Origin of the sequence: Phyllobacterium sp. TAF24, from assembly GCF_052113785.1 — a bacterium.
Taxonomy (GTDB): Bacteria; Pseudomonadota; Alphaproteobacteria; order Rhizobiales; family Rhizobiaceae; genus Phyllobacterium.
Genome location: NZ_JBFRDN010000021.1, coordinates 14,332 through 40,445, shown reverse-complemented (window position 1 = coordinate 40,445; position 26,114 = coordinate 14,332). Strand labels below are relative to the sequence as shown.

The 26,114-nt window shown below is 56.6% G+C and carries 25 protein-coding genes; 11 read left to right on the top strand and 14 right to left on the bottom strand.

Annotated features, from left to right (window positions below):
* Positions 1–21 precede the first annotated feature (21 nt).
* The 4 genes from iolD (at position 22) to iolB (ending at position 3,907) form a co-directional block, all read left to right on the top strand.
* A complete protein-coding gene (gene iolD, locus AB4Y96_RS17760) occupies positions 22–1,872 on the top strand; it encodes a 3D-(3,5/4)-trihydroxycyclohexane-1,2-dione acylhydrolase (decyclizing) (RefSeq protein ID WP_441918805.1) in 1,851 nt (616 codons plus the stop codon).
* Between the two features lie 128 nt (positions 1,873–2,000).
* A complete protein-coding gene (gene iolE, locus AB4Y96_RS17755) occupies positions 2,001–2,885 on the top strand; it encodes a myo-inosose-2 dehydratase (RefSeq protein WP_441918803.1) in 885 nt (294 codons plus the stop codon).
* Complete coding sequence (locus AB4Y96_RS17750) at positions 2,882–3,103, top strand: hypothetical protein (protein ID WP_091878111.1); 222 nt, start codon at positions 2,882–2,884, stop codon at positions 3,101–3,103. The genes iolE and AB4Y96_RS17750 overlap by 4 nt, the downstream gene beginning before the upstream one ends.
* Before the next feature lie 3 nt (positions 3,104–3,106).
* The gene (gene iolB / locus AB4Y96_RS17745; protein WP_441918801.1) at positions 3,107–3,907 is read left to right on the top strand and encodes a 5-deoxy-glucuronate isomerase; all 801 of its coding nucleotides are present in this window, start codon (positions 3,107–3,109) and stop codon (positions 3,905–3,907) included.
* A 296-nt stretch (positions 3,908–4,203) separates the two neighbouring features.
* Here the strand turns inward: iolB and AB4Y96_RS17740 are convergent, their stop codons facing one another.
* Both AB4Y96_RS17740 and AB4Y96_RS17735 read right to left on the bottom strand, forming a co-directional pair.
* Complete coding sequence (locus AB4Y96_RS17740) at positions 4,204–4,845, bottom strand: NrsF family protein (protein ID WP_441918799.1); 642 nt, start codon at positions 4,843–4,845, stop codon at positions 4,204–4,206.
* On the bottom strand, positions 4,832–5,389 hold the full coding sequence (locus AB4Y96_RS17735; protein WP_441918797.1) for a sigma-70 family RNA polymerase sigma factor: 558 nt from the start codon (positions 5,387–5,389) through the stop codon (positions 4,832–4,834). Before AB4Y96_RS17735 ends, AB4Y96_RS17740 begins: the two co-directional genes overlap by 14 nt.
* A gap of 207 nt (positions 5,390–5,596) precedes the next feature.
* On the opposite strand from AB4Y96_RS17735, the gene AB4Y96_RS17730 reads away from it, so the two are divergent.
* The 4 genes from AB4Y96_RS17730 (at position 5,597) to AB4Y96_RS17715 (ending at position 8,479) form a co-directional block, all read left to right on the top strand.
* The gene (locus tag AB4Y96_RS17730) at positions 5,597–6,310 is read left to right on the top strand and encodes a DUF1223 domain-containing protein (RefSeq protein WP_441918795.1); all 714 of its coding nucleotides are present in this window, start codon (positions 5,597–5,599) and stop codon (positions 6,308–6,310) included.
* A 145-nt stretch (positions 6,311–6,455) separates the two neighbouring features.
* Entirely contained in the window at positions 6,456–6,776 is a 321-nt protein-coding gene (locus tag AB4Y96_RS17725; protein WP_091878106.1) for a pentapeptide MXKDX repeat protein, read from the top strand.
* Between the two features lie 72 nt (positions 6,777–6,848).
* Complete coding sequence (locus tag AB4Y96_RS17720; RefSeq protein ID WP_441918793.1) at positions 6,849–7,709, top strand: cytochrome b/b6 domain-containing protein; 861 nt, start codon at positions 6,849–6,851, stop codon at positions 7,707–7,709.
* Positions 7,706–8,479, top strand: coding sequence for a molybdopterin-binding protein (locus AB4Y96_RS17715; RefSeq protein ID WP_441918791.1), 774 nt, complete (start codon positions 7,706–7,708; stop codon positions 8,477–8,479). Before AB4Y96_RS17720 ends, AB4Y96_RS17715 begins: the two co-directional genes overlap by 4 nt.
* A gap of 1 nt (position 8,480) precedes the next feature.
* Here the strand turns inward: AB4Y96_RS17715 and AB4Y96_RS17710 are convergent, their stop codons facing one another.
* Together AB4Y96_RS17710 and AB4Y96_RS17705 are read right to left on the bottom strand one after the other, a co-directional pair.
* On the bottom strand, positions 8,481–8,867 hold the full coding sequence (locus AB4Y96_RS17710; protein WP_441918789.1) for a RidA family protein: 387 nt from the start codon (positions 8,865–8,867) through the stop codon (positions 8,481–8,483).
* 129 nt (positions 8,868–8,996) lie between these two features.
* A complete protein-coding gene (locus AB4Y96_RS17705; protein WP_441918787.1) occupies positions 8,997–10,079 on the bottom strand; it encodes an AraC family transcriptional regulator in 1,083 nt (360 codons plus the stop codon).
* A gap of 196 nt (positions 10,080–10,275) precedes the next feature.
* On the opposite strand from AB4Y96_RS17705, the gene AB4Y96_RS17700 reads away from it, so the two are divergent.
* Entirely contained in the window at positions 10,276–11,724 is a 1,449-nt protein-coding gene (locus tag AB4Y96_RS17700; RefSeq protein ID WP_441918877.1) for a coniferyl aldehyde dehydrogenase, read from the top strand.
* Here the strand turns inward: AB4Y96_RS17700 and AB4Y96_RS17695 are convergent.
* The 5 genes from AB4Y96_RS17695 to AB4Y96_RS17675 all read right to left on the bottom strand — a co-directional run bounded on the left by AB4Y96_RS17695 (position 11,721) and on the right by AB4Y96_RS17675 (position 17,469).
* On the bottom strand, positions 11,721–12,848 hold the full coding sequence (locus AB4Y96_RS17695) for an alanine racemase (RefSeq protein WP_441918785.1): 1,128 nt from the start codon (positions 12,846–12,848) through the stop codon (positions 11,721–11,723). The genes AB4Y96_RS17700 and AB4Y96_RS17695 overlap by 4 nt on opposite strands.
* Before the next feature lie 38 nt (positions 12,849–12,886).
* Positions 12,887–14,179: a D-arabinono-1,4-lactone oxidase gene (locus AB4Y96_RS17690; protein WP_441918783.1), complete on the bottom strand. Its 1,293-nt coding sequence runs from the start codon at positions 14,177–14,179 to the stop codon at positions 12,887–12,889.
* Between the two features lie 19 nt (positions 14,180–14,198).
* Positions 14,199–15,389 carry an MFS transporter gene (locus AB4Y96_RS17685; RefSeq protein ID WP_441918781.1) on the bottom strand — a complete coding sequence of 397 codons (1,191 nt, stop codon included), beginning with the start codon at positions 15,387–15,389 and terminating at the stop codon, positions 14,199–14,201.
* A 90-nt stretch (positions 15,390–15,479) separates the two neighbouring features.
* Positions 15,480–16,595 carry an OmpP1/FadL family transporter gene (locus AB4Y96_RS17680; protein WP_244518154.1) on the bottom strand — a complete coding sequence of 372 codons (1,116 nt, stop codon included), beginning with the start codon at positions 16,593–16,595 and terminating at the stop codon, positions 15,480–15,482.
* 304 nt (positions 16,596–16,899) lie between these two features.
* The gene (locus tag AB4Y96_RS17675) at positions 16,900–17,469 is read right to left on the bottom strand and encodes a cytochrome b (RefSeq protein WP_091878098.1); all 570 of its coding nucleotides are present in this window, start codon (positions 17,467–17,469) and stop codon (positions 16,900–16,902) included.
* Positions 17,470–17,640: 171 nt separating this feature from the next.
* On the opposite strand from AB4Y96_RS17675, the gene AB4Y96_RS17670 reads away from it, so the two are divergent.
* Positions 17,641–19,233: a GMC family oxidoreductase gene (locus AB4Y96_RS17670; RefSeq protein WP_441918875.1), complete on the top strand. Its 1,593-nt coding sequence runs from the start codon at positions 17,641–17,643 to the stop codon at positions 19,231–19,233.
* 36 nt (positions 19,234–19,269) lie between these two features.
* Here the strand turns inward: AB4Y96_RS17670 and AB4Y96_RS17665 are convergent, their stop codons facing one another.
* Positions 19,270–20,808 carry an MFS transporter gene (locus AB4Y96_RS17665; protein ID WP_441918778.1) on the bottom strand — a complete coding sequence of 513 codons (1,539 nt, stop codon included), beginning with the start codon at positions 20,806–20,808 and terminating at the stop codon, positions 19,270–19,272.
* Between the two features lie 227 nt (positions 20,809–21,035).
* Here AB4Y96_RS17665 and AB4Y96_RS17660 point away from each other — a divergent pair, with 227 nt between their 5' ends.
* Positions 21,036–21,920 carry a LysR family transcriptional regulator gene (locus AB4Y96_RS17660; RefSeq protein ID WP_441918776.1) on the top strand — a complete coding sequence of 295 codons (885 nt, stop codon included), beginning with the start codon at positions 21,036–21,038 and terminating at the stop codon, positions 21,918–21,920.
* Between the two features lie 3 nt (positions 21,921–21,923).
* Here AB4Y96_RS17660 and doeB read toward each other — a convergent pair whose 3' ends face one another.
* From doeB to eutB, 4 genes are read right to left on the bottom strand one after another with little or no spacing between them, the layout of a single operon-like run.
* A complete protein-coding gene (gene doeB, locus AB4Y96_RS17655) occupies positions 21,924–22,931 on the bottom strand; it encodes a N(2)-acetyl-L-2,4-diaminobutanoate deacetylase DoeB (protein WP_441918774.1) in 1,008 nt (335 codons plus the stop codon).
* Positions 22,932–22,936: 5 nt separating this feature from the next.
* On the bottom strand, positions 22,937–24,118 hold the full coding sequence (gene doeA, locus AB4Y96_RS17650) for an ectoine hydrolase DoeA (protein ID WP_441918772.1): 1,182 nt from the start codon (positions 24,116–24,118) through the stop codon (positions 22,937–22,939).
* Positions 24,119–24,141: 23 nt separating this feature from the next.
* A complete protein-coding gene (eutC, locus tag AB4Y96_RS17645; RefSeq protein WP_441918770.1) occupies positions 24,142–25,134 on the bottom strand; it encodes an ectoine utilization protein EutC in 993 nt (330 codons plus the stop codon).
* Entirely contained in the window at positions 25,109–26,113 is a 1,005-nt protein-coding gene (gene eutB, locus AB4Y96_RS17640) for a hydroxyectoine utilization dehydratase EutB (protein ID WP_441918768.1), read from the bottom strand. Before eutB ends, eutC begins: the two co-directional genes overlap by 26 nt.
* Position 26,114 lies beyond the last annotated feature (1 nt).

The following is a 26,114-nucleotide window of genomic DNA, read 5'->3' as shown; positions in this document are numbered from 1 at the left end:
CAAGGCCGGGAGGAGATTGATATGACCAAGACGATACGCCTGACCATGGCGCAGGCATTGACGCGTTTCCTTGCCAATCAGATGACGGTGGTTGACGGCAAGAAGGTGCCTATTTTTGCCGGTGTCTGGGCGATTTTTGGCCACGGTAATGTCGCCGGTATCGGCGAGGCGCTTTATCAGGTGCGCGAGGAATTGCCGACCTACCGCGCCCACAATGAACAGGCGATGGCCCATGCCGCCATTGCCTTTGCCAAGGCAAGTTTCCGTCGCCGCATGATGGCGGTGACAAGCTCGGTCGGACCGGGCGCCACCAATATGGTAACCGCCGCCGCGCTTGCCCACGTTAACCGCCTGCCGCTGCTGCTTTTGCCCGGTGATGTCTTTGCAAACCGCATCCCAGATCCGGTTTTGCAGCAGGTGGAAAGCTTTGGTGACGGCACGGTTTCGGCCAATGATTGCTTCCGCCCGGTTTCACGCTATTTCGACCGGATTACCCGACCGGAACAGATCATTCCGGCACTCGCTCGCACCATGGCTGTGCTGACTGATCCGGCTGAATGTGGACCGGTGACGCTGGCGCTGTGTCAGGATGTGCAGGCGGAAGCCTATGACTATCCAGAAAGCTTTTTCGATGAGCGTGTATGGACAACGCGCCGCCCGCGTCCTGATCGCGGGGAACTGGCTGCCGCTGTCCAATTGCTCAAATCCGCCAAAAAGCCGCTGGTGATTGCTGGCGGCGGCGTTATCTATTCGCAGGCTTCGAACGAGTTGAAGGCCTTTGTCGAAGCAACGGGTATTCCCGTTTGCGAGACGCAGGGTGGCAAGTCTTCGCTGCCTGACAATCATCCTCTGAACATGGCTGCCATTGGCGTAACCGGTACATCGGCTGCCAATCGCCTTGCGGAAGAAGCGGATGTCATTCTGGCGGTGGGAACCCGCCTGCAGGATTTCACGACAGGCTCGTGGGCGCTGTTTCGCAATGGAGCCAAGAAATTCATTGGCCTCAACGTGCAGGCCTTCGATGCGGGCAAGCACCGCGCTGCGCCTCTGGTTGCCGATGCACGGGAAGGGCTGCTGGAACTAGCGGCAGCGACTGCCGGATATAGAGCACCTGCCAGCTGGACCGAGAATGCCAAGCAGGGCAAGGCAGAGTGGCAGAAGGCAGCCGCCGAAGTTACCGGGCCAACCAATGCGGTTCTGCCATCGGATGCGCAGGTGATCGGCGCCGTGCAGCGGACGATGGGCAGTGAAGCCACCGTTTTGCATGCGGCGGGTGGATTGCCGGGTGAAATGCACAAACTCTGGCAGGCAGGAGCGCCGGGTTCCTATCATGCGGAATATGGTTTTTCCTGCATGGGTTATGAGATTGCCGGTGGTCTTGGCGCCAAGATGGCAAAGCCCGATGATGAAGTGGTCGTCATGATCGGCGATGGCTCATATCTGATGCTGAATTCCGAAATCGCCACTTCGGTGATGCTGGGCAAAAAGATCAATATCGTGCTTCTCGACAATCGCGGTTTTGGTTGCATCAATCGGCTGCAGATGGGCACCGGCGGCGCGAACTTCAACAATCTCCTGAAGGACTCGCGCCACGAGGTTTTGCCGGATGTTGATTTTGTCGGCCATGCCAAAAGCCTTGGTGCCATCGCTGAAAAGGTCGCATCGATCGCGGAACTTGAGAGCGCGCTTGTTCGGGCAAAACAGAATGACCGGACAACGGTTATCGTTATTGATACTGACCCGCTGATTTCTACGGATGCAGGTGGGACATGGTGGGATGTTGCCGTACCCGAGGTCAGCCAGCGCCCGCAGGTCAATGCCGCACGCAAGGCTTATGAAGAGAAACTGAAATCGCAGCGTGTGGGTGATTAGACAATCATGGCTTTGAGCCAAGCGATTCACCCCCCTCTGCCCTGTCGGGCAGAGGGGGGTGAACGTCTCGCTCATCCCTCTCCGATTGGCTTAATTCCAGCGCACACAACAACTGAAGGAAGACAAGAATGATCCGTATCGGGGCGAACCCAATCGGCTGGTCCAATGATGACATGCTGGAAATCGGCGGGGATATTCCGCTGGAAACCTGTCTGGAGCAGGCAAAAGCTGCGGGGTTTACCGGTATGGAGCTGGGCAACAAGTTTCCGCGCACCGCTGACACGCTGCGTCCGATCCTTGATGCATTCGGCCACACTCTGGTCAGCGGCTGGTATTCGACCGAGCTTCTGGTGCGCGATGTGGAAGCCGAGCTGAAAGCCGTTGTCGGCCATGCAACACTCTTGAGAGATATGGGCTGCACGGTGCTGATCGCCGCCGAAACATCCAATGCCATTCATTCCAACAAGGATCTGCCGCTGTCAGCGCGTCCGGTTCTGGAAAAGTCCGCATGGACAGGCTTTGGCGAGCGCTACACGGCTTTTGCCGAAGCGATCAAGCAGACTTACGGTTTGCAGGTGGTTTATCATCACCACATGGGAACCATTATCCAGACGGAAGCGGAAATTGACCGGTTCATGGAAGTCACCGGCGATGCGGTGCATCTGCTGCTCGATACAGGCCATGCCACATGGGGCGGCGGCGATCCCGCGCGTCTTGCCCGTCACCACAAGGCACGCATCAGCCACGTGCATTGCAAGGATATTCGCGAGGCTGTCATGTGGCAGTCGAACAGTGAAGACTGGTCTTTCCTCGATTCCGTGCTGGCGGGCGTTTATAYGGTTCCGGGCGACGGCCTGATCGACTATGTTCGTGTCCTGAAAGAACTCAAGGGCTATAGCGGCTGGGTTGTCGTTGAAGCTGAGCAGGACCCCAAGAAGGCTGATCCAGCCGTCTATTCCAAGCTCGGCCACGCAAATCTCAGCCGCTTCATCAAAGAGGCAGGGTTGGTTTGACCAGTGATTCCAAGCATCCGTTTTTTCGTCCCCTGTGGCGCCGTGTTGCCGTGGTGGTCTTTTGCCTTGCATGGGCCATCTTCGAATTCGTCACGGGCACGCCGTTCTGGGGGACGATCGCGCTTGGTTTTGCCGGTTATGGCATCTGGCAGTTTTTCATAGCCTTTGACCCATCCGAGCCGGTCAAGCCTGTCGATGCGGATGAAAAAGAGGAATAGATTATGTCGAAATTATTGCTCAAGGCGAAAGCCGGCATCGGCCATGTGGTCGAGGTAACGCCGGAGAGCGCCGGTTGGTCCTATGTCGGGTTTGACCTGCATCGTGCCACGCCGGGGCAGACCATTGCGGGCCGCAGTGTTGACAAGGAAGTTTGCCTTGTTTTCGTAACGGGCAAGGGCTTTGCGCAGGTCAATGGTCATGATCTTGGTTTGCTCGGTGGGCGCATGACACCCTTCGAGGGCAAGCCGTGGTCGGTCTATATGCCTTCCAATTGTGACTGGTCCGTGGTTGCCGATACGGCTGTTGAGCTTGCTGTCTGCTCGGCGCCAAGTTTTGGCGGTGATTTGCCGGTTCGGGTAATTGCCCCCGATGATCTTGGTCAGGAAACGCGCGGCAAGGGCACCAATACGCGTTATGTCACCAATATCCTGCCGGAAGGCGAACCAGCGGATTCACTGCTCGTGGTGGAAGTTATTACGCCGGGCGGACACACATCAAGCTATCCGCCGCACAAGCATGATCAGGATAATCTACCCGCTGAATCCTATCTGGAAGAAACCTATTACCACCGGCTCAACCCGCCGCAGGGCTTTGCTTTCCAGCGGGTCTATACGGATGACCGGTCACTGGATGAAGCAATGGCGATTGAGGATGGCGATGTGGTCATGGTGCCCAAGGGTTATCATCCCTGCGCCGCCTGCCATGGTTATGATCTCTATTATCTCAACGTGATGGCTGGTCCCAAGCGCACTTGGAAATTCCACAATGCAGTTGAGCATGAGTGGCTGATGAAACAGGTTTAAGTGCTGCAATTGGATGGTGTGCCGTGCGTGGTTCGTGGTTCGACAAGCTCATTAACAGAGATACCCCGTTCCGTCATCCTCGGGCTTGACCCGAGGACCCATGGCGAAGGAGATCAATCAGATCTGGATGTCTGACGCTCCCTAAATTGTGGGTCCTCGGGTCAAGCCCGAGGATGACGGGAATGGGTGGGGGGTATGGGAGTCAAGTTCTGCAACGGTGGCGATTATCGTTGCATCCACCCAAGTCCCTCATGGTTGTTATGTCGAACCACGAACCACGGTTGTTCAGTTACCCTCTACCACCGCAGAACGAAACGCCCGGCAATGGCACCAATCAGCGCGGAAGAAAGCACGCCCAGCGTGTACCAGATGGCGATGAAGGGCATGGCGCTTTCATCGCAGTGGAATGAATAGATCAGTGCAGCAATTGACCCCGCTGCGAGACCCGCAGCGGTTCCGGCCACGGTGAGCCGTGTGGGAGCCAGCCCGCGCAAGATCCAGAAGCAGCCGAACAGCAATGGCAGCGACAGAACCACAATATTGAAAGTGCAGACGGTAATCGTGTGCCCTTTCATCATTGGCATGTAATGTTCACGCGGGGACATGGCGAGCTGCGCGAACGCCAGCGCGGCGATGATGGCCACGGCTGTACCCATGACAACGAGGCTGATTCGGATACTGCCAAGCGGATAAGCGATGCGTTTGATCGCCCAGGCGCCGCCCACGGCAAGGGCCAGCGTGTAGGCAAACTTCGTCCAGAAAGCCATTGTGCCAGCGGCAGTCATCAGATCAGGACGCATGCCGAGCCATGACCACATGAGAATGGCCGAGGCAACAGCGCTGATGCCAAGGCCAATGCCGATCCGCTTGACGACAGCCTTGCGCGATACCGGCTTCAATTCGCTGGCGAGACGCTCGATCAGATCATTTGTCGTCATCGACTGCCTGTCCTCTTAACTTCGCGGCTATGGCCTTCAGTCCTCTGTGAATGCTGACCTTTACAAGCGATTCTGAAAGGCCCGTGCTTTGGGCGACTTCCGCAATCGATTGTCCTTCAATCTTCGTCCGGTAAATCAGGTCTCTCGATTTCTCCGGTATGGTCTTCAACAAACGGTCCACATCCATACGGTCTGCGGCTGCGTCTGAATTGTCCTGCGCAAACAGGTCTTCCGCGTCATCCAGCGGCACTGTCGCCCGGATGCGGTTGCGCCGGAAATGGTCGATCAGCTTATAGCGCGCAATGGCATGCAGCCACGCGGTGAACGGCCGATCCGGCTCGTAGGTCTGGCGCCGCGTATGCAAGGCCAGCAATGTTTCCTGCACCAGATCATCCGCGTCGCCGCGATAGGCATCAGCCAGACGCCGCAGAAAATAGCCGCGCAGATGTTTGGCGACATCATCAAGCAGCACGCGATAGCTCTGCGCGTCGCCTGCAAGGCTGGCGAGCATCAGTTCCCTCAATCGCGCTTCGACCGAATGCACTCTGGTTCATTCCTTTATTCGCAGCAGCGGCGAAAAGGTTACAGATGGAAAGATCATATCGACAGCAGTTACAGCATGCCAGTAGCTCGCGGTCCAACTTTTTGATCACCAATCCGTGATCGCTGTAACCAAATCCTCCGACCCGACGAATTGCCTGATGTGACCGGCTGCCAACGCCAGTTCACACAAAGAAATCAGGAGGCCGCAATGGGTTTGCTCGGAAAGATCGGATATTTGGGTACAGTGTCAGTTATCGCTGGCTTGTTTAGCTTTGGTGCAAGCGGTGCCTTTGCGGACAGTGCAAAGCCGCTGACTGTTGTCGAGCTTTTCACAAGTCAGGGTTGCTCATCCTGTCCACCCGCCAATGCCAATCTGATCGAAATCAGCAAGCGCCCCGGCGTTCTGGCCTTGAGCTTCGGTGTGACCTATTGGGACCGGCTTGGCTGGAAAGATATTTTTGCCACCCCTGAATATACGGACCGGCAGATCACCTATGAAACGCCGCTTGGTCGCGATGGGCCATTTACACCGCAAGTGGTCGTCAATGGCCGTGCCGATGTTGTCGGCAACCGGATCGGTGAAATCGATGATTTGATCGCAAAGGAACCAAAGCCCGACGCGCTTGGCGTTACGATCAATAAGAATTCGCTCGCTATTGGTGCTGGTAAAGCCCCTGAGAATGGCGCCGATATCTGGCTCGTGACCTATGACGACAAAACGATCAACGTTCCAGTCAGTCGCGGTGAGAACACGGGCCACACACTGCCGCACAAGAATGTCGTTCACAGCCTTTCCAATCTTGGAAACTGGGATGGCAAGGCGGTCACGCTGGACATTCCTCCCACCAAAGCGGGCCTTCGCACGGCTGTTCTGATCCAGACCCCGCATGGCGGGCCGATTCTGGCCGCTGCGACCAACTGAATTCCGCGACAGCGGACATAAGAATTCCTGGCATGAAAAGCTGTGAGACACGCAGCGCGATGCCCAGGAAGTGTGGATGACCGCATGGTTGTCCGAAACTCAACGGCACGCAGATACGTGTCTTAATCAAATCGAGGAGACTACCATGAACATTATTGCACGCCGCATCGCCCTGTCGGCTTTTGTTCTCGCTTCCGGCTTTGCCGGTATCAACAGCGCTCTTGCGGAAGACGCCATGAAGGCAGACCCTATGAAGACTGAGGCCATGAAGGCCGACTGCATGAAAAAGGCCGGCATGGAAAAGGATTCCATGAAGAAGGATGCCATGACCAAGGATTGCGACAAGCAGGCTATGGCAACCGATGCGATGAAGCCGGATGCCATGAAAAAGGACGCAATGAAGCCCGACGCAATGAAAAAAGATGCCATGAAGCCAGCGGATGCCATGGCTCCGAAGAAGAACTAAGAATCATCATACCGGTGCTGTCTCGCGAACGAGGCGGCGCCGGGCTACCGCCCAAGAGCCAAGGAAACAATCATGACGAGCGTGACTGATCATGAAACGGTACGGCCAAAGAAAATCCTGTTCTATCGCCATTCGTTTGCTGTGCGTCTGACCCACTGGCTCAATGTCCTGTGCCTTAGTTTCCTGCTGATGAGCGGGTTGCAAATCTTCAATGCGCATCCCGAGCTTTACTGGGGCCAATATGGTGCAGATGCCGACCATTCCTTTATCTCGATCGGTGCTTTTCAGGATGGTGACACGATCAAGGGCGTCACGCGCGTCGGGTCGATTTCCATACCCACGACGGGTGTCCTCGGCGCTTCGACTGTCGATGGCGAGTTGACGCCGCGGGCCTTTCCCAGCTGGATTACCATTCCGAGCTTTCAGGATCTGGCCACGGGCCGCCGCTGGCATTTCTTCTTCGCCTGGTTTTTCGTCATCAATGGTTTTGTCTATCTGCTCTATGGCCTGATCGCCGGCCACTTCAGGCGCGATCTCGTGCCAAGCAAAGATCAGCTGACGCCGCAACATCTGGCCCATGAAATTGGCGAACATGCCCGTCTGCGCTTTCCCAAGGGCGAAGAGGCAAGGCGCTACAACAGCCTGCAGAAGCTGAGCTATATGGCGGTTATTTTCATACTTCTGCCGCTGATGGTTCTGACGGGTCTTACCATGTCGCCCGGTTTTGACTCCATCGTTCCATGGCTGGTTGATGTTTTCGGTGGCCGCCAGTCAGCCCGCACCATTCATTTCATCACCGCATCGCTGCTCGTCGCCTTTGTTGTGGTCCATCTCGTGATGGTTCTGGTCTCAGGCGTCTGGAACAATCTGCGCTCGATGATCACGGGGTATTACGGCCTGTCAGTCGATACGGACAAGGAAACAGCCAAATGAAATTCGAACTCACACGCCGCCGTTTCCTTGTTGGCTCAAGTGTTGCCGCCACGGGCCTTTTGACCGGATGTGACGCTTTGGTCACCAACACCAGCGTCAATGATATTCTGCAGAAGGCCGAAGCTTTGACCGTGGGTTCGCAGCGGCTTTTGCAGGCACATGAACCATTGGCCCGCGAATTCACCGAAGCGGATTTGTCGCCCACGTTCAAAGCTAACGGTACACAAATGCCTGACAGTGAGGATTATGCCCGGCTGATGGAAGGCAATTTTGCCGACTGGCGGCTGGTGGTCAACGGCATGGTGCGCACGCCGCTTAGCCTGTCGCTGGCAGACCTCAAGGCGCTTCCATCACGCACGCAGATCACACGGCACGATTGTGTCGAAGGCTGGAGTGCTATCGGCAAATGGACCGGCGTTCCGCTGGGGCTGGTGTTGCAAAAGGCCGGGATCGCGCCGGGCGCACGCTATGCGGTGTTCTATTGTGCCGATGAATACGAGAAGACACTGGATGGCAGCGGTCAATATTACGAGAGCATCGATCTTGTCGACGCTTTCCACCCGCAAACCATTCTGTCCTACAGCATGAATGGCAAAGATCTGGAAGTCGCGCACGGCGCTCCCCTGCGCCTGCGCGTTGAACGCCAGCTCGGCTATAAGCACGCCAAATATGTCATGCGCATTGAGCTGGTCGACAGCTTTAAAGGCGTGTGGGGCGGGAAAGGCGGCTTCTGGGAAGATCGCGGCTATGAGTGGTATGCAGGTATTTGATTTAGGCGGCAGCTATAACCTCGATCTCGACCAACCATGCCTCCAGTAGCGTCTGCGCGACGATAGTCGTTGTCGGGATTATGCGGCCATTGAGTGCCGCAACCCGGGCATTCTGGTTGGCATCGGCAAAGCCCGGATCACGCAGGTAGCTTGTCGTTCTGACAACATTGTCGACTGTCATCCCGGCGCTGGCAAGAATTGCCCGGATGTTGTTCCAGACGAGATCAAGCTGCTCAGCCAAAGTCGTGCCGGGCGCGCCATCAGGATCAAGCCCCATGGTGCCGCTGATATAGAGAAAACGTTCCGGCTGATGCACCTCCAGCGCGTGGAGATAGTCTGGCGTCGCTGCGTAGACACCTTTGTCGGGATTGCGCGGGATCAGTTTCATGATGGATGTTCCTTCCTGAAATTGTTCGGATAGAAGTCCCCATTGTGGGGTATTTGTAGGCATACTTAACCAAACTTGCAGACAATCCGGCAATGTATGGCTGATGAGTTCAAATGTATGGGTTGAAGGTCAATAGCTATCGCTTGTGATGCGCATAACGCTGAGAGGTAATTCGCTGTCTTGCCGGCGGGAAGGACCAGACCTGAATTCCATGGGGGTCATATCGGTCCAGCGGCGGAAAGCATGGCGAAAGTTCGAAGCGTCGCTGTAATCAAGACGGCTGGCAATTTCATCCATCGTCAGTTCGGTTTCGCGCAGATATTTTTTGGCAAGGCCAAGCCGGGTCTCGTCGAGCAGCGATTGATAAGACGTGCCTTCGCCGGTCAGTTTGCGCCTGAGGGTGCGGGCGCTGATCCCCAATTGCTCGCAGGCAAGATCGATAGGAGGGAAACGCCCGGCACTTTGCACAAAGAGTTGTCGCAAACGCCCGGCCACACCGGCTGATGATGCCATGCGGTCGACCATTTCATCGCAAAGCTGGCGCACCATGGAGAAGGTCATCTCATGGGCGCGGCGCGGGGTTCGCTCGAGCCATGCCACGTCGACAAGCAGTTCATTGTCGGGCTGGTCGTAATGGATCGGACAGTTAAATACTTTTTCGTAGACAGAGGCATCAGCCGGTTTGGGAAAACTCAACCGGATCGCCGCCGGACTGAAATCCGGATCGGCGATGTCCTTGGCAAAGGATATGATTGTCCCGAGCACATGCTCGACTTTAAAAATATAGAGTTTGGGATCGGTTATTCTGTTTAAGTCGGGTTCGGTGGACCATATGCCGTGTTTGCTGGTCTCGCGAAAAGTCTGCTTTCCCATGGGAACCGTCAGCGCATGGTATTTTTCGGCGAAATGACAGGCGCTGCGGCAGGTGGCGCTGCTCAGAAGTGCAAAGCCATAAATGCCGTACATGGTGATCTGCATGCTCAGGCCCAGCCGCAATCCCACATGCGGATCGTCAGACAGGGTGAATGCATTGCGGATCGCCGTCAGCATCTGGTTGATGGAAATCAGCGTATCGGGGGATGAAAGCTCCCGTTCACTGAGGCCGGTTCCATTCAGGGCAAGCACTGCTGGAATGCCGTCGCCGGTCAACAGGTCAACCAGCGCCAGTAACTCCGACGCGGAATGAATCCTATCGCTGGCGCTATGGATCAAAACCCAATTCTCCCGGCTTTTGTTACCCCATTTTTTAGCGAAATTAGCACGGTCATAGCGGCACGGAAATCCATTGTTTCTGCAACTGGCCGTTATTCACCGGCCATTGACCGCCCTGAACCTTGAAGGACGTGGTGGTCTGCGGCAATGATCCATGAAAGCGCTGACGGGAAGCACAAGATCCGTGATAGAACGTATGGAAGAGAAGACCGGAGGAAAGCACATGGATATGAACGCCACACCTGCTGATGCATTGGTGCCGGTCCTCAACCGCTTGCGCGCCTCCTGGCTGGTCCACCGGCCCGATTATACCCAGCGCCATGATGATCTGAAGCGCCTGCGCGCTGCGTTGAAAGATCGGCTTGAGCCAATGGTCAAGGCAATCAGTGCTGATTTTGGCCATCGTTCCCGTCATGAGAGCATGCTCGGCGAGGGCATGACCGTCTTTGGTGAGATCGACCATATGCTTTCGCACCTGAAATCCTGGATGAAACCGCAGCGCCGTTCGGCTGGTTGGCGCATGTGGCCAGCCAAGGCGGAAGTGCGCTACGTGCCGCTCGGCGTCGTTGGTGTCATTGCCCCGTGGAACTATCCGGTCAATCTGGCGCTGACGCCGCTTGCAACGGCTATTGCTGCTGGAAACCATGTTTTTCTTAAACCTTCCGAACATACGCCGCGCACCAGTGAATTCCTGCGGGAATTGCTCGCCGATGTCTTTCCGGAGGATCGCGTTGCCGTGGCGCTTGGCGGTGCTGATGTTGGGAGTGCATTTGCCGGTTTGCCGTTCGATCACCTGCTGTTCACCGGCTCCACGGCTGTTGGTCGCAAGGTGATGGCTTCGGCGGCACCAAACCTGACACCGGTGACGCTTGAGCTTGGGGGTAAGTCGCCGGTATTCATTGGTGAAGAAGCGCCTTTCGCCAAGGCTGTCACGCGCGTTGTCACCGGCAAACTCTACAATGCGGGCCAGACCTGCATTGCGCCTGACTATGCGCTGGTGCCTCTGGCGCGGCGCGATGAATTTGTTGAGGCGGTGCGCAGCGAGGTCAAATCGCGCTATGCCCAGCTAGATGCCAATCCTGATTATACCCACATCGTCAATGAAGGGCAGTATCGCCGCTTGCGCGGTCTGCTGGATGATGCGCGCGGGCGTGGCCTTGATGTGGTGACGCTGGTCGAGCCGAAGGACGCCGCGAAGGCAGAATCCGAGCGGCTATTGCCGCCGACGCTGGTGCTGGACCCTGATGATGACAGCAAGATCATGCAGGAAGAAATCTTTGGTCCGATCCTGCCGATCAAGACCTATAACACTGCCGATGAAGCCATTGCCTATATCAATGCACACGACCGGCCGCTGGCATTCTATTGCTTCAGCAATGACAAGGCGGAAACGGAAAAGATGCTATCGAACATCGTCGCTGGCGGTGTCTGCGTGAACGAGACCCTTTTCCACAATGTCTGCAATGATCTGCCATTCGGCGGCGTGGGTGCCAGTGGCATGGGGCACTATCACGGCCATGAGGGTTTTCTGACCTTCAGTAAGATCATGCCTGTTTTGTATCAGGCCAAGATGCCACTGACCGACCGGGTCAAGCCGCCCTATAAGGGATTGGCAAACACGGTGGTGAAGCTCTTTGCCCGTTAGGAGAAGGGCAGAGTCTGCCAGCGATCGATGATCTTGCCGTCGGCATAGACGGCAATCGTGCTGAACTGCTGTAACACAAATTCACTTTGCGTTGGCCGCAGGAAGGCAAAATCATCCGGCTTGATCGTGGCACTTGCGGGCAGGCGCATGAATTGCTGGTTTGTTGAATATCCCATTGTCTTGTCGGGTTTCATCCCGAAGGGATAGACCGCTTCAGCCATCCACTTGCCGCCATAGAGAAAGCAGCCGCGCTTGGGGAACAGGCCAAGCTTTTGCATGATCCACGTCTTGTCATCGAGACCCGGCACCAGCGGGTCGACAACTTTCAGAACCGGGGTGGCGATAAAAATGGCGGGTGCAAGTTTGGCAAGGCTCGGTACGTCGAAATCAGTCGGCAGGACGAAGGCGGAACCCATGGAAACATCGTTGGCTGCAATGGCGGAATCATAGAGCAGGGCGGTTGAACTGCCACCGAGATTGAGGATTGCGCGCTGGTCCGGGCCGAGGCACGCGGCAAATTCCTGAAAGAGTGCTTTTGTTTTGGCCAGCGCTTTTTTCGGACCGCCAAAGATGGCTGGGATATGATTGATGTGGGCCTCATAGGCCATGATGCCCTGACAATGCAGCCGGGGATATTGTTTGAGCAATTGCAATGCGCGGGTCAAAGCTTCGCCATTGCAATAACCGCCGCGATGCAGGCCCACGTCCACTTCGAAGCAGAATCGCAGATCAATGCCGAGTTCATTGGCTAGCGCGCCATAGGCAGCCAGCCGGTCATCCGTGTCGATCAGCCATGCAATCCGCTGCGGCGCGTTCTTTGCCTTGGCGAGAATCCCGCCCTTTTTGAGAGCAAGGCGTACGCCTGCAACCGGCATGGGTTTGCCGAGAATGGCGGTGGCATCAGCAAATTCACTCAATACTGCCGCCGTAACAGGCAAATGGAACGTCATGAAATGGCGATCGGGAAATGTCTTGCCGATATGAGCCAGCAAGGGCAGGCACGGCAGTGATTTATCGACAAGCCGCAGCGTCAAATTGGGCGCAAGGCCATGTTTGATCGTGGCGATATTCTGGTTCAGACGGTCGAGATCAAGCACGAGGCAGGGCTGATGGATATCAGCCATATGGAGCGCCTTTGAGACCGCGGTGAAATAAGGAGCGCTCACAGATCAATTCCCAGAAGATCGGCCAGATAGGGCGAGACAAAGCGGTTGTCGGGGTCCATGTCGCGGCGCACGGCCATGGCATCGGCCCAGCGCGGATAGAGTGCGCTCAGATCCTTTGCCTTGAGATTATGCATCTTGCCCCAATGCGGACGGCCACCATGGGCGCGGAAAATGGCTTCTGCCGCCTTGAAATAGGGGTGCGGGTCCTCGCGGGCATCGTGGTGAATGGCGATTGAACAGCTGGCGCGTTTGTAGAACGGGCTGAGCCAGACATTGTCAGGCGCGACAACACGTACCTCGATAGGGAAATAGACGTGTGGGAACCTCTCTTCCAATAGCCGGATGATCTGGCGCAAGACGGTCGCGCCTTCTTCGAATGGCAGGTGATATTCCATCTCGTTGAATTTCACATTGCGCTCGGAGGCATAGACGTTAAGCCATTCACCCACATAATCTTCCTTGGGCAGGCGGGCGATGGCTGTGCCGATCAGTTTGCGGCGCAGCCACGGAAAGCGCTGGAGATAGGTGCGCAGTTTTCGCAAGGTGCCCAGCGCGTCGTCATCTTCCGTTGGCGGACGCGTGCCTGCTGGAGCCTCGGTGATGTCACTTGCGAGAAACAGAGCCTGTCCCGAGAATGGAATGTAGTAAAACTCGGATGAGCGATGGGCGGTCATGCGCTTTTCAAACTGGTCGAGTACGCCATCAACCGGCTCGGTCCAGCGGCGGCGGCGCAAGCGATAATTCGCCATGTTCTGGATTGTCACTTCCGTGACCGCACCGAATGCGCCGAGCGAGGCACCCATGGCATCCATCACATCGGAATGTGCAGCGCGATCAAATTCGCGAATATTGCCGCGACCGTCGACGATTTGCATGGCGGTAAGCTGGGTGTGATAGGCGCCAAGGGTGATACCGGAACCATGTGTTGCGGTGCCCAGCCCGCCGCCAAACGCCTGCTTGTCGATATCGCCCATATTGGGCAATGCCTGACCAACTTCATGCAGCAGTTTTGTCAGTGCGCCGATCTTGGTTCCGGCACCGATGCGGGCCTGTAATTTATCGTTGTCGTGCGAAACGAGGCCGCTGAAATAGTCGAGCGAGAGAATGGTTCCCTGGCTCTTGACCAAAGGCGTAAAGGAATGACCTGTCCCAGCAATGCGGATTGGCCCCGGGGCGGTTTTGATCGTGGTGCTCAATTGCTCGATATGTTTGGGATGCGATATCAGTTGCGGCTGCGCGGTGACGGAACCCGACCAGTTTTGCCAGTCATTGCCAATTGCGATGTTCATGGACAATAAGCCTCTTCAATCAAACGGTGATGGCGCGGCGGCGCGAAAACATGAGGAACACGCCGAACAGCGCCAGACTGCACAGCAGCGCGCCCATGCCGAACCATGGAACGATACCCACATTGTCATTGGTGATGAAAATGGATGCAGCGAGTGGCCCGAGCGCAGCCCCAAGAATTTGGGCGGCGGGGATAAGAAGCGCAGTGCTGCGTGATGAATCGGCGGCAACGGCAAGGCCAATCTGATAGGGTGTGATGAACATCCAGAGGAACGCAATCACCAGCGCCGCTGCCCAGAACATCGATACGGATGGATGGTCGGCAAGGATAGCCGAAGCAGCAATGGCCGCGAGGATGCACAGGATAATCGACAGGCGGTAGTCGAGGTGGCGGTCGATCCATGTGGCGCAGACCGCGCCGAGCACCTGAAATGCAAGGCTGGCAGACACCAGTAGTCCGACCGTTTGTGCATCAATGGCGTAAAGTGCGCCCAAAGGCTCAAGGAATGCCCAGAGTGAGCCGATGAACAGGAAGAAGGTGAAAATCACCAGCAGCGCCAGTATGGCACGGACCGACAAAACGCCGTCCATATTGCTTGGCTGTTTTGGCAGTTCGCCATACTCGCCAGGAACGAGTGCTGATATTGCGAGGGAGGCAAGACAGACAATGGCGAGCACATGAAATCCGCCGCTGGAGCCCATAACTGGTACCACCCATAGGGCCAGAATGGCGGCAAGAATGCATTGAGCGAGTGTCTGCAGGGAGATAAAGAAGCCGCCGAGACGCTCCGCATGGCGCGAACGTGCAATCAGCTCGATGGAAATGGCAACGGTACCACCTTCAACAAGACCGGCGAGGGAGCGGACGAGCAGCAATTCATTGGGCGTTGTGGCATAGGAGACGGCGAAATCGAGCACTGCCAATGTGGCCAGCAACACGGCGGATTTTAACCGGAGATGCCGGGTTGAAATCAGCATGCCCGCAATGACGGAGCCCAGCGCTATGGTAATAAATTCGGCTGTAGCAATGAGAGCCAGCTCGTCAAAATTGACGCGCTTCTCCGAATAGAGCGCGCCGAGGAGAATGGGTTGCAGTCCCAAAATCTGCAATCCGGCAGATCCAATCCACAGGGCCGCCCATTGCTGGACGCGCGTGGGGTTTCCGACAAGCCAGTCGGAAGAATGGGACGACGAAGACTGGACAGGTGCCATGCTATGGCTTCCCTTCACGCTGAGATTCATGATCATGACAGCTGGTTTCAGGTTTGCCAGCCCAGCTTGGGGTGAGGCTATACAGATAGCCTACCACTTAATCGCGTAGCCAAGATTTCCGGATACGGCCCAACCGGCATCAAGTGCCGAATTGTTGAAGCCATATTTGGTTTCCTCGACTGCGGCCATGTAGGTCACGCCAATGCCGCCACGCAGTTCGCCGCCTCGCTTGTCTTTCCACGCGCCGCCGACCGCAAGTGTCCACGTCTCGCCTGTCACGTCCCAGCCGGTGGCAACAGCCTGATCCCAGCTCAGGCTGACACTGCCTGCAAGATCCTTGGTGAATTCGTGCGCGATACCTCCTGTAATCGTCCATCCATCGCGCCAGTTATATTGGTCGATGGTCTCGGAAATATCAGAACGCACGATGAGTGTCTTGGTCACACTCCAGTCCATCCATTGGACCGATGCAAAGGCCAACCAGCCTGGCGCTATACCGCTTTGTAGATCAAGCTCAACATTTTGGGGCAAGTTGCCATAGCCCTTGGCGGCAAAATCCACCTTGGGCAGGGGAACACCTACCAATTCACCGGGGACAGACAATGTGCCATCGGCACCATAGGATGTTGCCGAGCGGTACTTCAGCTGGGCGCGGAAGGCAATGTCAGGAATGTCATAGGCAACGCCAAGGCGATAGCCGGTGTCCTGTCCTGTGAGATTGAGATTGATGCCACCGAAATCCTCGCGCTCATAGTCGAGCTGTTCGAGGAACATGCCGCCGAGAAGATAGAAATTGCCCTTGCCTACGGAGAATTTGACGGCGCAGGTCGCGCCAAATTCATCGATGTGGAATTTTTCCGTCAGCTTGCCGTCATAGGTCGGCGCATCATATTTCTTGCTGCCGCCATAGGGCTGCGTGTAGGTGCCGGCACAGCTGACACTGTCGGTCAGTTTGAACTTGGTTGCAAAGGACGGGATGACATAGGTGTCATAAGGATCGGTACCGACCAGATCCGGGTTGCCGTTCTTGGAATATTTCTGACTGGGGCGCACGAACGTTACGCTGGATCGCATGTTGAAATTGCCGTCCTCATAAAGGATTTCGGTATCGGCAGTTCCGCGGGAAAACCCGCCCGCATGGGCAGACGTTGCGGCCCCAGCGACCACTATGGTCAAAAACAATGTCTTGAGATTCATCTGATGCATACGCTCCCCTCATAGATGCATGTATGATCCAGAAGACGCTGCCCGATGCCGTTATGCCTTGCCTGTCCGCACGGGTGCGAACGCGGTCTCCGGTTTAGGTCGCGGGATCATCAACCTCTGGTGCAGGACACGCCCTCACGGTCTGCCAAACGGGTTGTTCTGATCACGCTTCAGCGCCATCAACAATCATGGTGAGCCTAGAGTGCCGGAATGTGCGCCGGCTTCAAAGGTTCACGACGGTCAGGGGGAGGTTAATTCCGGCCAAAACTGTTGATGACCGCAATAAAGTGGTTTGAGATCAGCTCTAGCGTCGTGCTGCTGGCCGCATCCGGACAAGAACGCGGTCTTTCAAGACATAGTGATGCATGAGCGCCGCGACGGCGTGCAGTCCCGCCAGAACGATGATCGTCCAAGCAACCAGATTGTGCATTTCGCCGAAGGTGGACCGCATTGCCGGATCGACGGTGAAAAAATGCGGTATTGAAAACAGGCCAAAAAATGTGAGCGGCTCACCCTGCGCCCAGCGGAACAGAAATCCCAGAACAACCTGTAGGCAGAGCAGGATATAGAGCACCATGTGGACGAGTTTGGCAGCGATTTCCTGAAGCCCCGATGTAGCCGGAGGAAGATCGCCCCTATTGGCTATTCTCCAGACGATGCGCAGGACGATAGTGACTGCCAGCAATATGCCAAAGGAAATATGGATCGATTGCAGGTCCTTGCGCAGCCAGGTGCCACGTTCCAGCTGGTTCCAGATTTGCGCGCTGGCAAAGAGCCCGACGACGAGAAGGGCAGTTAGCCAGTGGAATGCGATCGTCGCATGATCGTAGTGCATGCGCGGTCGCGATGTGATGCTGGTATCGGGATTTGCCATCTGGTGAAAACTCCATTGCCTCTGAAGTCGCATGAACAACTGAGGTCCAGATATTATTCAGGCGAATAGCGAAAATATGACGACGGTCGCCATCAATGGCACGATAGCCTGTTGTTGTTGTGTTTCCGGCGTGGAAATGACTTGATGGCACAAAGCCTTGGGAGGGGCGTTATCATGAGGGTTGTCGATTACATCGTCGTGGGCGCTGGACCGGCTGGCTGTGCGGTCGCATCGCGTCTTGCCCGAGCGCCCGGCAACAGCAATGTGGCCCTATTCGAGACAGGGCCAAGGCGCGCACCGCTCCTTTCCAACATACCGCTCGGCATCGCTGGACTGGTTCCCCTCAAATCCCGGTTCAACTATGGCTATGAGACCACACCGCAAGCAGCACTGAACGGACGGCGCGGATATCAGCCGCGCGGACGTGGGGTGGGCGGCAGCAGTCTTATCAATGCAATGATCTATGTTCGCGGGCAGCCGGAAGATTACGATGCCTGGGCGGAGCTCGGCTGCACGGGCTGGGGCTGGCAGGATGTTTTGCCCTATTTCAAACGCTCCGAGGATAATGTGCGCGGCGAAGATGCTTGGCACGGGGCAGGCGGGCCGCTTCGTGTCAGTGAATTGTCCAATGACAGTCCGGCAACAGCTGCATTTGTTGAAGCTGCGGTGCAGGCGGGCTATCCGCGCAACGATGATTTCAATGGCGAAAGTCAGGAGGGCGTCGGCCCCTATCAGGTGTTCCAGAAAGACGGCGCTCGTTACAATGCGGGACGGGCCTACCTTGAGGCACCTGCCATGAATAATCTGCAGGTGCTGGCGGGTCAGCAGGTTCGCCGCATCGTGTTTGACGGGCGCCGTGCCGTTGGTGTTGCCTATGGTTTGCCGGATCGCGAAGAAATTTTGTATGCCAATCGCGAAATCATCATTTCCGGCGGAGCATTCGGGTCACCGCAATTGCTGATGGTGTCGGGCATTGGTCCTGCCGATCATCTGCGCCAGCTGGGTATCGATGTCGTCTTCGACGCGCCTGATGTGGGTGCCAGTCTTCAGGATCATCTCGATTATATCCACAATATGTGGTCGAAGGCGCCGGGTCTGTTTGGTATGACACTTCCGGTTCTTCTCCGGGGTGCCGGGGCCTTCGCAACTTATCTTACCAAGGGAAAAGGGATGCTCACGTCCAATGCGGCTGAGGCTGGCGGCTTTATCCGCAGCAGCCCGGATGTGAAGCGGCCAGATTTGCAACTGCATTTCTGCATCGGGTTTGTTGATGATCATAATCGCAAGCTGCATCTCGGTACGGGCTTGGCTCTGCACGTCTGTGTCCTGCGGCCGAAAAGCCGGGGCAGCGTGCGCCTTGCCAGCCCGGATATTGCGCAGGCACCGCTGATTGATCCGAATTTTCTGTCGCATCCCGATGATTTGCAAACGCTGGTGCGCGGTGCCCGGTTGACGCAAAAGATACTGTCGGCACCGGCGCTTGCCGCGTTGAATACGCGTCCGCTCTATGGCACCGGCGCGGAAGATGAGGAGGGTCTGGTTGCGCTGATCCGTCAGCACTCGGACACGATCTACCATCCGGTGGGAACTTGCCGCATGGGCGCAGACAGACTTTCCGTTGTCGATCCGGAGCTCAGGGTGCGCGGTGTTGATGCTTTGCGTGTAGCGGACGCATCGATCATGCCAAACCTGATCAGCGGTAATACACAGGCTCCATCTGCGATGATCGGCGAAAAGGCTGCCGATCTTATTCTCCGTAAATAGTGAGCGGGAAGAACGAGCCTTCCCGCGCCGTTTTCTTCAGGCTGCTGCCTCTCTCAGGCGTTTGCCGGGGCCGAAGATAATGAAGCTGATCACGGCCAGAACCCAGACGCCTATGCCGCCATACAGCATGATATTGCCGAAGCCGTGAATCAGCGCCGTATGGACGATCGTTCCGGAGGCGTCGAGCGTGGCGAGTTCCGGGAAACTCTGCTGAAGACCTGCAAAGTTTCCGGCAGCGATTTTCTCGGCAAGCAGCCGCAAGCGGGACGGATCGAACGATCCGTCAAATACACCCCTGAGATAGGACAGGGTACCTTCCAGCAGAATGAAACCCATCAGGGCGATGTTGATCGCCAGAGTGATCAACCGGGCGCTCATATCGATGCCGGAGGCCATTCCGGCGCGTGCGCTGGAAACCGAGCCCGTTGTAGTGTTGGTGACAGGCGTGTTGGTCAAACCGAGACCCATTCCGGCGAGCAGGCAACCGGGAAGCATGGTCAGCCAGCTCGCATGTTCGACGCCGCTACCAAACCACATCAGCATGAAGCCGAGGCCAATCGCAAACAGACCTGCCGGAATGATGATACCGGGGCGATAACGCAGCGACAGACGCTCCGCCAATGGCGGGATGACCAAGGTGGGAAGCGTATAGGCCAGCAATGCCAGACCCGCCGAAACGATGTCATAGCCAAGTCCGCTCTGGAAGTAGATCGGCAGATAGATCATCAACGGCCAGAAGCTGAAATTCATACCGATAGAGCCAAGGATCGCCCCGGAGAAGTTGCGAATTCTGAATACCGAGAAGTCGAACATCGGATGCGGGCTGAGTTTTTCGGCGAACAGGAACACGATGAAGCTAGCGACCGACGCCCCGATGATGGCAAGGGCTGCGGGGCTGGTAAAGCCGAGATCGGGGCCCTGCGTAATGAAATAGGTCAGCCCGAAAACTGCGAGCGACAGTGTGGCGATCCCCAGAATGTCCAGTTTCTTGGCTTCCGGATCGCTGGATTCCTCGACACTGCTCAAAACCAGAACCAGTGTCAGGACAGTGAGCGGTACATGAACGAGGAATACCCATTCCCAGCTCGTCAGGGCAACAATGATGCCGCCGATGATTGGTCCAAATCCGAGGCCGATGCCAAAGACAATGCCCCATATGCCGAAGGCCTTGCTGCGCTCGTGTCCTGCCTGAAACTGGTGGGAGAGAATGGCGATCTGACAGATCAGCATTGCACCGCCAGCGACGCCTTGCAGAAACCGGCTGACGATCAGAATGGGCGCGTCCTGAGCCAGACCGCAAATGAAAGACGTAATGGCAAACAGGACAAGGCTGATCACGTAGATACGCTTGCGCCCATACCGATCGGCTAAGGTTCCAACGGCCATCAGAACCGTGGTGCAGGCAATGGTGTAGGCATTCATGATCCATTGCATGTCTTTCAGCGTGCCATGCATAACCTTTTCCAGCGTCGGCAGAATCACCGGTACGCTGGAAATTTCGAGGCCGAACATCAGGGACGACAGACATATGGCGGCCAGCGCCACCATGTTCTTGCGGGAGGGGGAGAGACTCATCAATGGTTCTTTCCAAGTTGGGCTTGGCAACAGCCTCCACCCACGCCGGAACACGCAGTGCCGGAGAGCTTTGGGCCAAGTCAGATCGAAGAATGCGCCTGCACGATAGGTGGTTGTACAGGCGTCCGCCGAGGCGGATAATGAGACTCAGTTTAAGGCAGTCCCGTTCATGATAGAAATGATTTAATTTACTAGAACAAATTAGCAGAAATCATTAATCTGACAGGATGGACTTCGAACCTACACTCCTGCGCGCGTTTGTTGCCGTCAAAGAAGCCGGGAGCTTTACCCGTGCTGCGCGGCGGCTCAATCTGACACAATCTGCTGTCAGCCATCAAATCCGGCGGCTGGAAGAGCAGGTGGGACGTCCGTTGCTTTACCGGACGACGCGCAGCGTGACGCTGACTGAGGATGGTTCGGACTTTTTCCGTTGCGCCGAGCAGATTCTGTTATCGCTCGATGCGTTGAACCGCCGTTTTCAGGCGTCACCGGTTTCGGGCGTTGTGCGTTTTGGCGTTCCTGAAAATTTCATCGGCGACCGGCTGCCGACGCTTCTGTGTCAGTTCGCCCGTGCTTATCCTGCTGTTCAGCTGGATGTGAATGTCAGCATGAGTATGGATCTCGGTATGATGGTCAAGGCTTGTGATCTTGATCTTGCGGTGGTGCTGACATTGCCAGAGGCCGCGAATGGCAAGGTCTTGAAAGAAACCCGGTTCGTTTGGGTGGCGGCGGATACTTTCGAAATCAAACCGGGCGCGCCTTTGCCGTTGGCGTTTATTCCGGCACCATGTCTCAACCGCAAGGTCGGGGTCGAAGCCCTCGACCGCACGTCCATTGACTGGCACGTGGTTTTCACATCGGCGAGCATGAAGGGGATGAGTGCAGCCGTTCTCTCCGGGCTCGCCATGACCGTCATGACGGTTGATGATGTGGAGCCCGGAATGAAGATCTTAGATGGTCAATACGGTTTGCCGCCATTGCCCAAAGCGGTTTTCACTCTCATCTGGAGTGACGAAGAACAGACCCCGGCCACCCGTGAATTCGGGAGGCTGGTTCTGGATATGCCTGATCAGGCCGCAGCGGTAAGGAAGATACTGAAAGTTGCCTCCTGATTGCTATTCGGGAACAGCGACCACGGCCACACAATCCCCCGCATTGACCAGACCCGGAAAATGACGGGCGGCAAGAATGCCTGAAAGCTTGGCTTTGATCTCCGCCGGTGCTGTACCAGTTCGGCCAACGGGATAGATTCGGGCGATGATTTGCCCCGCTTCGACGGAATCCCCCAGATCGACCATGGTTTCGATCATGCCGGCATCCTCAGCAAACGAGAAGCATTCACCGGAAGGCATGTCGATCCAGCGCGTTTCGTGCTGTTCGACCTTGCCGTGTAGAATGCCCGTGTGGCGGAGAAAGTTAGACACGCCCCGCTTGGCAATACGGATCGTTTCGGCGCTGGCACTACCACCGCCGCCAAGTTCCGTTGTCACGAACGTCTTGCCCAGTTCTTCGACTGTCGTGTCGTACATGCCGACCGCATCGATCTCCAGCATGCGCATGGACCATGGAGCCGAGAAAGCTTTGACGGCATCGAACCCGCGCGCTTCCTGAGCCTTGTCAGCGAGTATGTGGGCGGCGGCGAAGGGTAGAAAATCAAGCGTCTTGCCACCCGAATGAAAATCCAGAACCACATTGGCACGGGGCAGCAGTTCCCGTGTGAAATAATCAGCGATCTTCTGCGTGACCGTTCCGTCGGGCCGTCCCGGAAAGCTGCGGTTCATATTGCCCTTGTCGATGGGTGATGTGCGCGTCCCGGCGCGAAAGGCCGGATAGTTCATCGCCGGGACGATGATCAGAGTGCCATTGACGTCTTTGGAGTCGAGCGTGCGGGCGAGATCAAATAGCGCGACCGGGCCCTCATACTCGTCGCCATGGTTCCCGCCCGTCAAAAGGGCGGTTGGACCATCGCCGTTGCGGATGACCGCAATGGGGATCATGACCGAACCCCATGCGGAATCATCCCTGCTATGGGGCAGGCGCAGGAAACCATGCTGCACACCGTCCTTGTCGAAATCCACAGTCGGCGTGATGGGCGATGGCGGGAGAAGATTGGCTGATGTCATGGATGTCAATTCTTCACAAAGAGCTGCCGGGGCACATTGGCAAGGCATTCAACGCCTGTGTCGGTGATCAGGATGCTTTCGGTGATCTCAAGGCCCATGGTTTCGAGCCAGAGGCCGGTCATGAAATGGAACGTCATGCCGGGTTCCAGCACTGTTTTATCACCGGGGCGCAGGCTCATGGTGCGTTCGCCCCAATCCGGCGGATAGGAAATGCCGATGGGGTAGCCGGTGCGGTTGTCCTTGACGATGCCATACTTTTTCAGGACGCCGAAAAACGCGTTGGCGATGTCTTCGCAGGTATTGCCGGGTTTGGCGGCGGCAAGCCCCGCTTCCATTCCTTCAAGCGTTGCCTTCTCCGCATCCAGAAATTCCTGAGTTGGTTTGCCGAGAAAAACCGTGCGGGACAGGGGAACGTGGTAACGGTTAAAGCAGCCGGCGATTTCGAAGAATGTGCCTTCACCGCTTTTCATGGGCTGGTCATCCCACGTCAGATGCGGGGCAGATGCATCGGCGCCGGAGGGAAGCAGCGGAACGATGGCGGGATAATCGCCACCAAATTCGTTCGTGCCGCGAATCCCTGCGTCATAAATCTCCGCAACGAGATCGCATTTGCGCATCCCGACTTCGACCTTGTCGACAATGCGCTGATGCATGAGTTCAACGATACGTGCGGCCTTGCGCATATAATCTAGCTCTGTCCTGCTCTTGACGGCGCGCTGCCAGTTGACGAGCGCTGTGCCATCGACAAAACGGGCATTGGGCAGATGCTTTTGCAGGGACGCAAAGGCGGCTGCCGAGAACCAGTAATTGTCCATTTCGACGCCGATTGTTTTTTTACCCCAGCCGCGTTCTTCCAGCAGCTTCGACAGAAAATCCATCGGATGGCGCTCGGTGGACTGAACATAATGATCGGGATAGCCGACAATATTGTCGTGCTTGAGATAGGCGGTGCGCTTGGCGCCGTTGGCATCCTGACCGCGACCATACCAGATGGGTTCGCCCTCAGGTGGCACAATCACCGCCTGATGCACGTAGAACGACCAGCCATCATAGCCCGTGAGCCACGCCATATTGGATGGATCACTGCAGATGAGAACATCGATGCCCTTCTTTTCCATCGCCTTGCGGGTTTTTGCCAGCCTTTGCGCGAATTCCTCGCGGCTGAACTTCAGATTGGGCTCGGTCATATCTGTTTCCTCACTTTCGAATATCAACTTTCAAACGCTGTTCCGGCGCCTGCATCTTTGGCGCGGTCGCGGGCAAGCGTGGCAATGGCGGTGTCCTGAACGCCTGTTCCGGTCAGATCGGCAATCGTGATCGCATGGTCTGACTGGCGACCGGGACTGGTGCCTGCGATGATGGCACCGAGTTCCGGAAAGGCCTGATCTTCCGGGATCAGCCCGGCTGCTATGGCATGGTGCAATTCGCCCAGCCGCCGTGTCTGTTTCAGGCTGTCGGCAACGTAGAGATCGGCGAAACGGATAATGGCCGGATCGAGTTCGTTCTTTTGTTCGGCATCAGACCCCATCGCAGTCACATGCTGACCGGGTTCCAGCCATTCGGCCCGCAGCAACGGCTCCTCGGATGGGGTTGTCGTGACGATAATATGGCTTCCCGCCACAGCCTTTGCCGGATCGCTTTCAACCTGTATTTCAATGCCAAGCTCTGCCCGCATACGCTCGGCGGTTGCTTCAGCCTTGTGCAGATCGCGCGCCCATAAACGCACCTCGCCAATGGGGCGCACCAGTGTCAGCGCCTTCAATTGCAACTGTGCCTGAACACCCGCACCGAAAATCGTCGCCACGCTTGCGTCCTTACGGGCGAGATATTTCGCCGCCACGCCCCCGGCCGCCGCTGTACGGACGTCGGTGAGATATCCATTGTCGAGCAGCAGAGCCTCCACCAGCCCCGTTTTGCTGGAGAACAGCACCATCATGCCATTGACGCTGGGAAGGCCGATCTGCGGATTGTTGAAGAAACCGGGGCTGATCTTGATCGCGAAGGCATCAATACCGGGGACATAGGCGGTTTTGACATCGACTTCGCCGCGATGTTCAGGAATGTCCAGCCGCAGGATCGGCGGCATGGCGACAGCCTTGGTCGCGAGCGCCTCGAAAGCAGCTTCGACACATGCGACCGCATCAAGGTCGAGAGAAATGATGCGGCGCAGATCAGCTTCAGTCAGAATGGTCATGCGGGGCATGGCACGCTCCCTGTTTGGCAATAACGCGGCGATACTGATCCATGTCGATATTGCGACCGGAAAGCAGTGCGACCACCGGCCCCTGCAGCTTGATCTTGCCCGCGAGCAGCGCTCCGATTCCGACGGCGGCAGCGCCTTCGATAATCTCCCGCTCGTGTGTGTAGGCGTGGACGATACCTGCAGCGATTTCATCTTCGGTAAGCAGGACAATTTCATCGACCAGATCACGCACCATGTGAAACGTCACATGATTGTCGAGACCGATGCCGCCGCCGAGCGAGTCTGCCAGACTGGCATGTTCGGCAACCCTTATCGGATATCCCGCCTTCAGACTGGCGGCCATGGCCGCACCGTTCTGCATTGAAACGCCGAGGACCCTTGTCTTTGGCTTCAAGGCTTTGACCGCAGCTGCAATTCCGGAAATGAGCCCGCCGCCGGAAAGCGGGACGAGAACGGTTTCAACGTCTGGCACGTCTTCGATGATTTCGAGCCCGATCGTCCCCTGACCCGCGACAATGGCAGGGCTATCAAAGGGTGGAACCATGATCAGACCATCCTGCGCGACGATCTTTTCCACCTCTTGCTGGGCCTCGTCCTGCGATTGGCCGACAATGCGGATTTCCGCCCCAAGCCGGCGGATTTCATCCAGCTTGTTGCCGGGTACGAGGTTCGACATGCAGATGATTGAGCGAACACCCTGCAGCCCCGCAGCATAGGCGAGGGCGCGGCCATGATTGCCTGTTGATGCGGTGACAACGCCGCGCTGCCTTTCATCTGGCGACAGTCTGCTCAAGGCGTTGAGCGCGCCGCGCAGCTTGAATGCCCCCGTGATCTGCCGGTGTTCGAGTTTGAGATGAACAGGCATACCTGTTTTCTCAGTCAGGCTTGACGAGGAAACCATAGGAGTGCGCAAAATATGCGGCGCAACCACTGCGCGTGCGGCCTCGATTTCGGTCAGGGTGACAAATGTTCCGGCCATA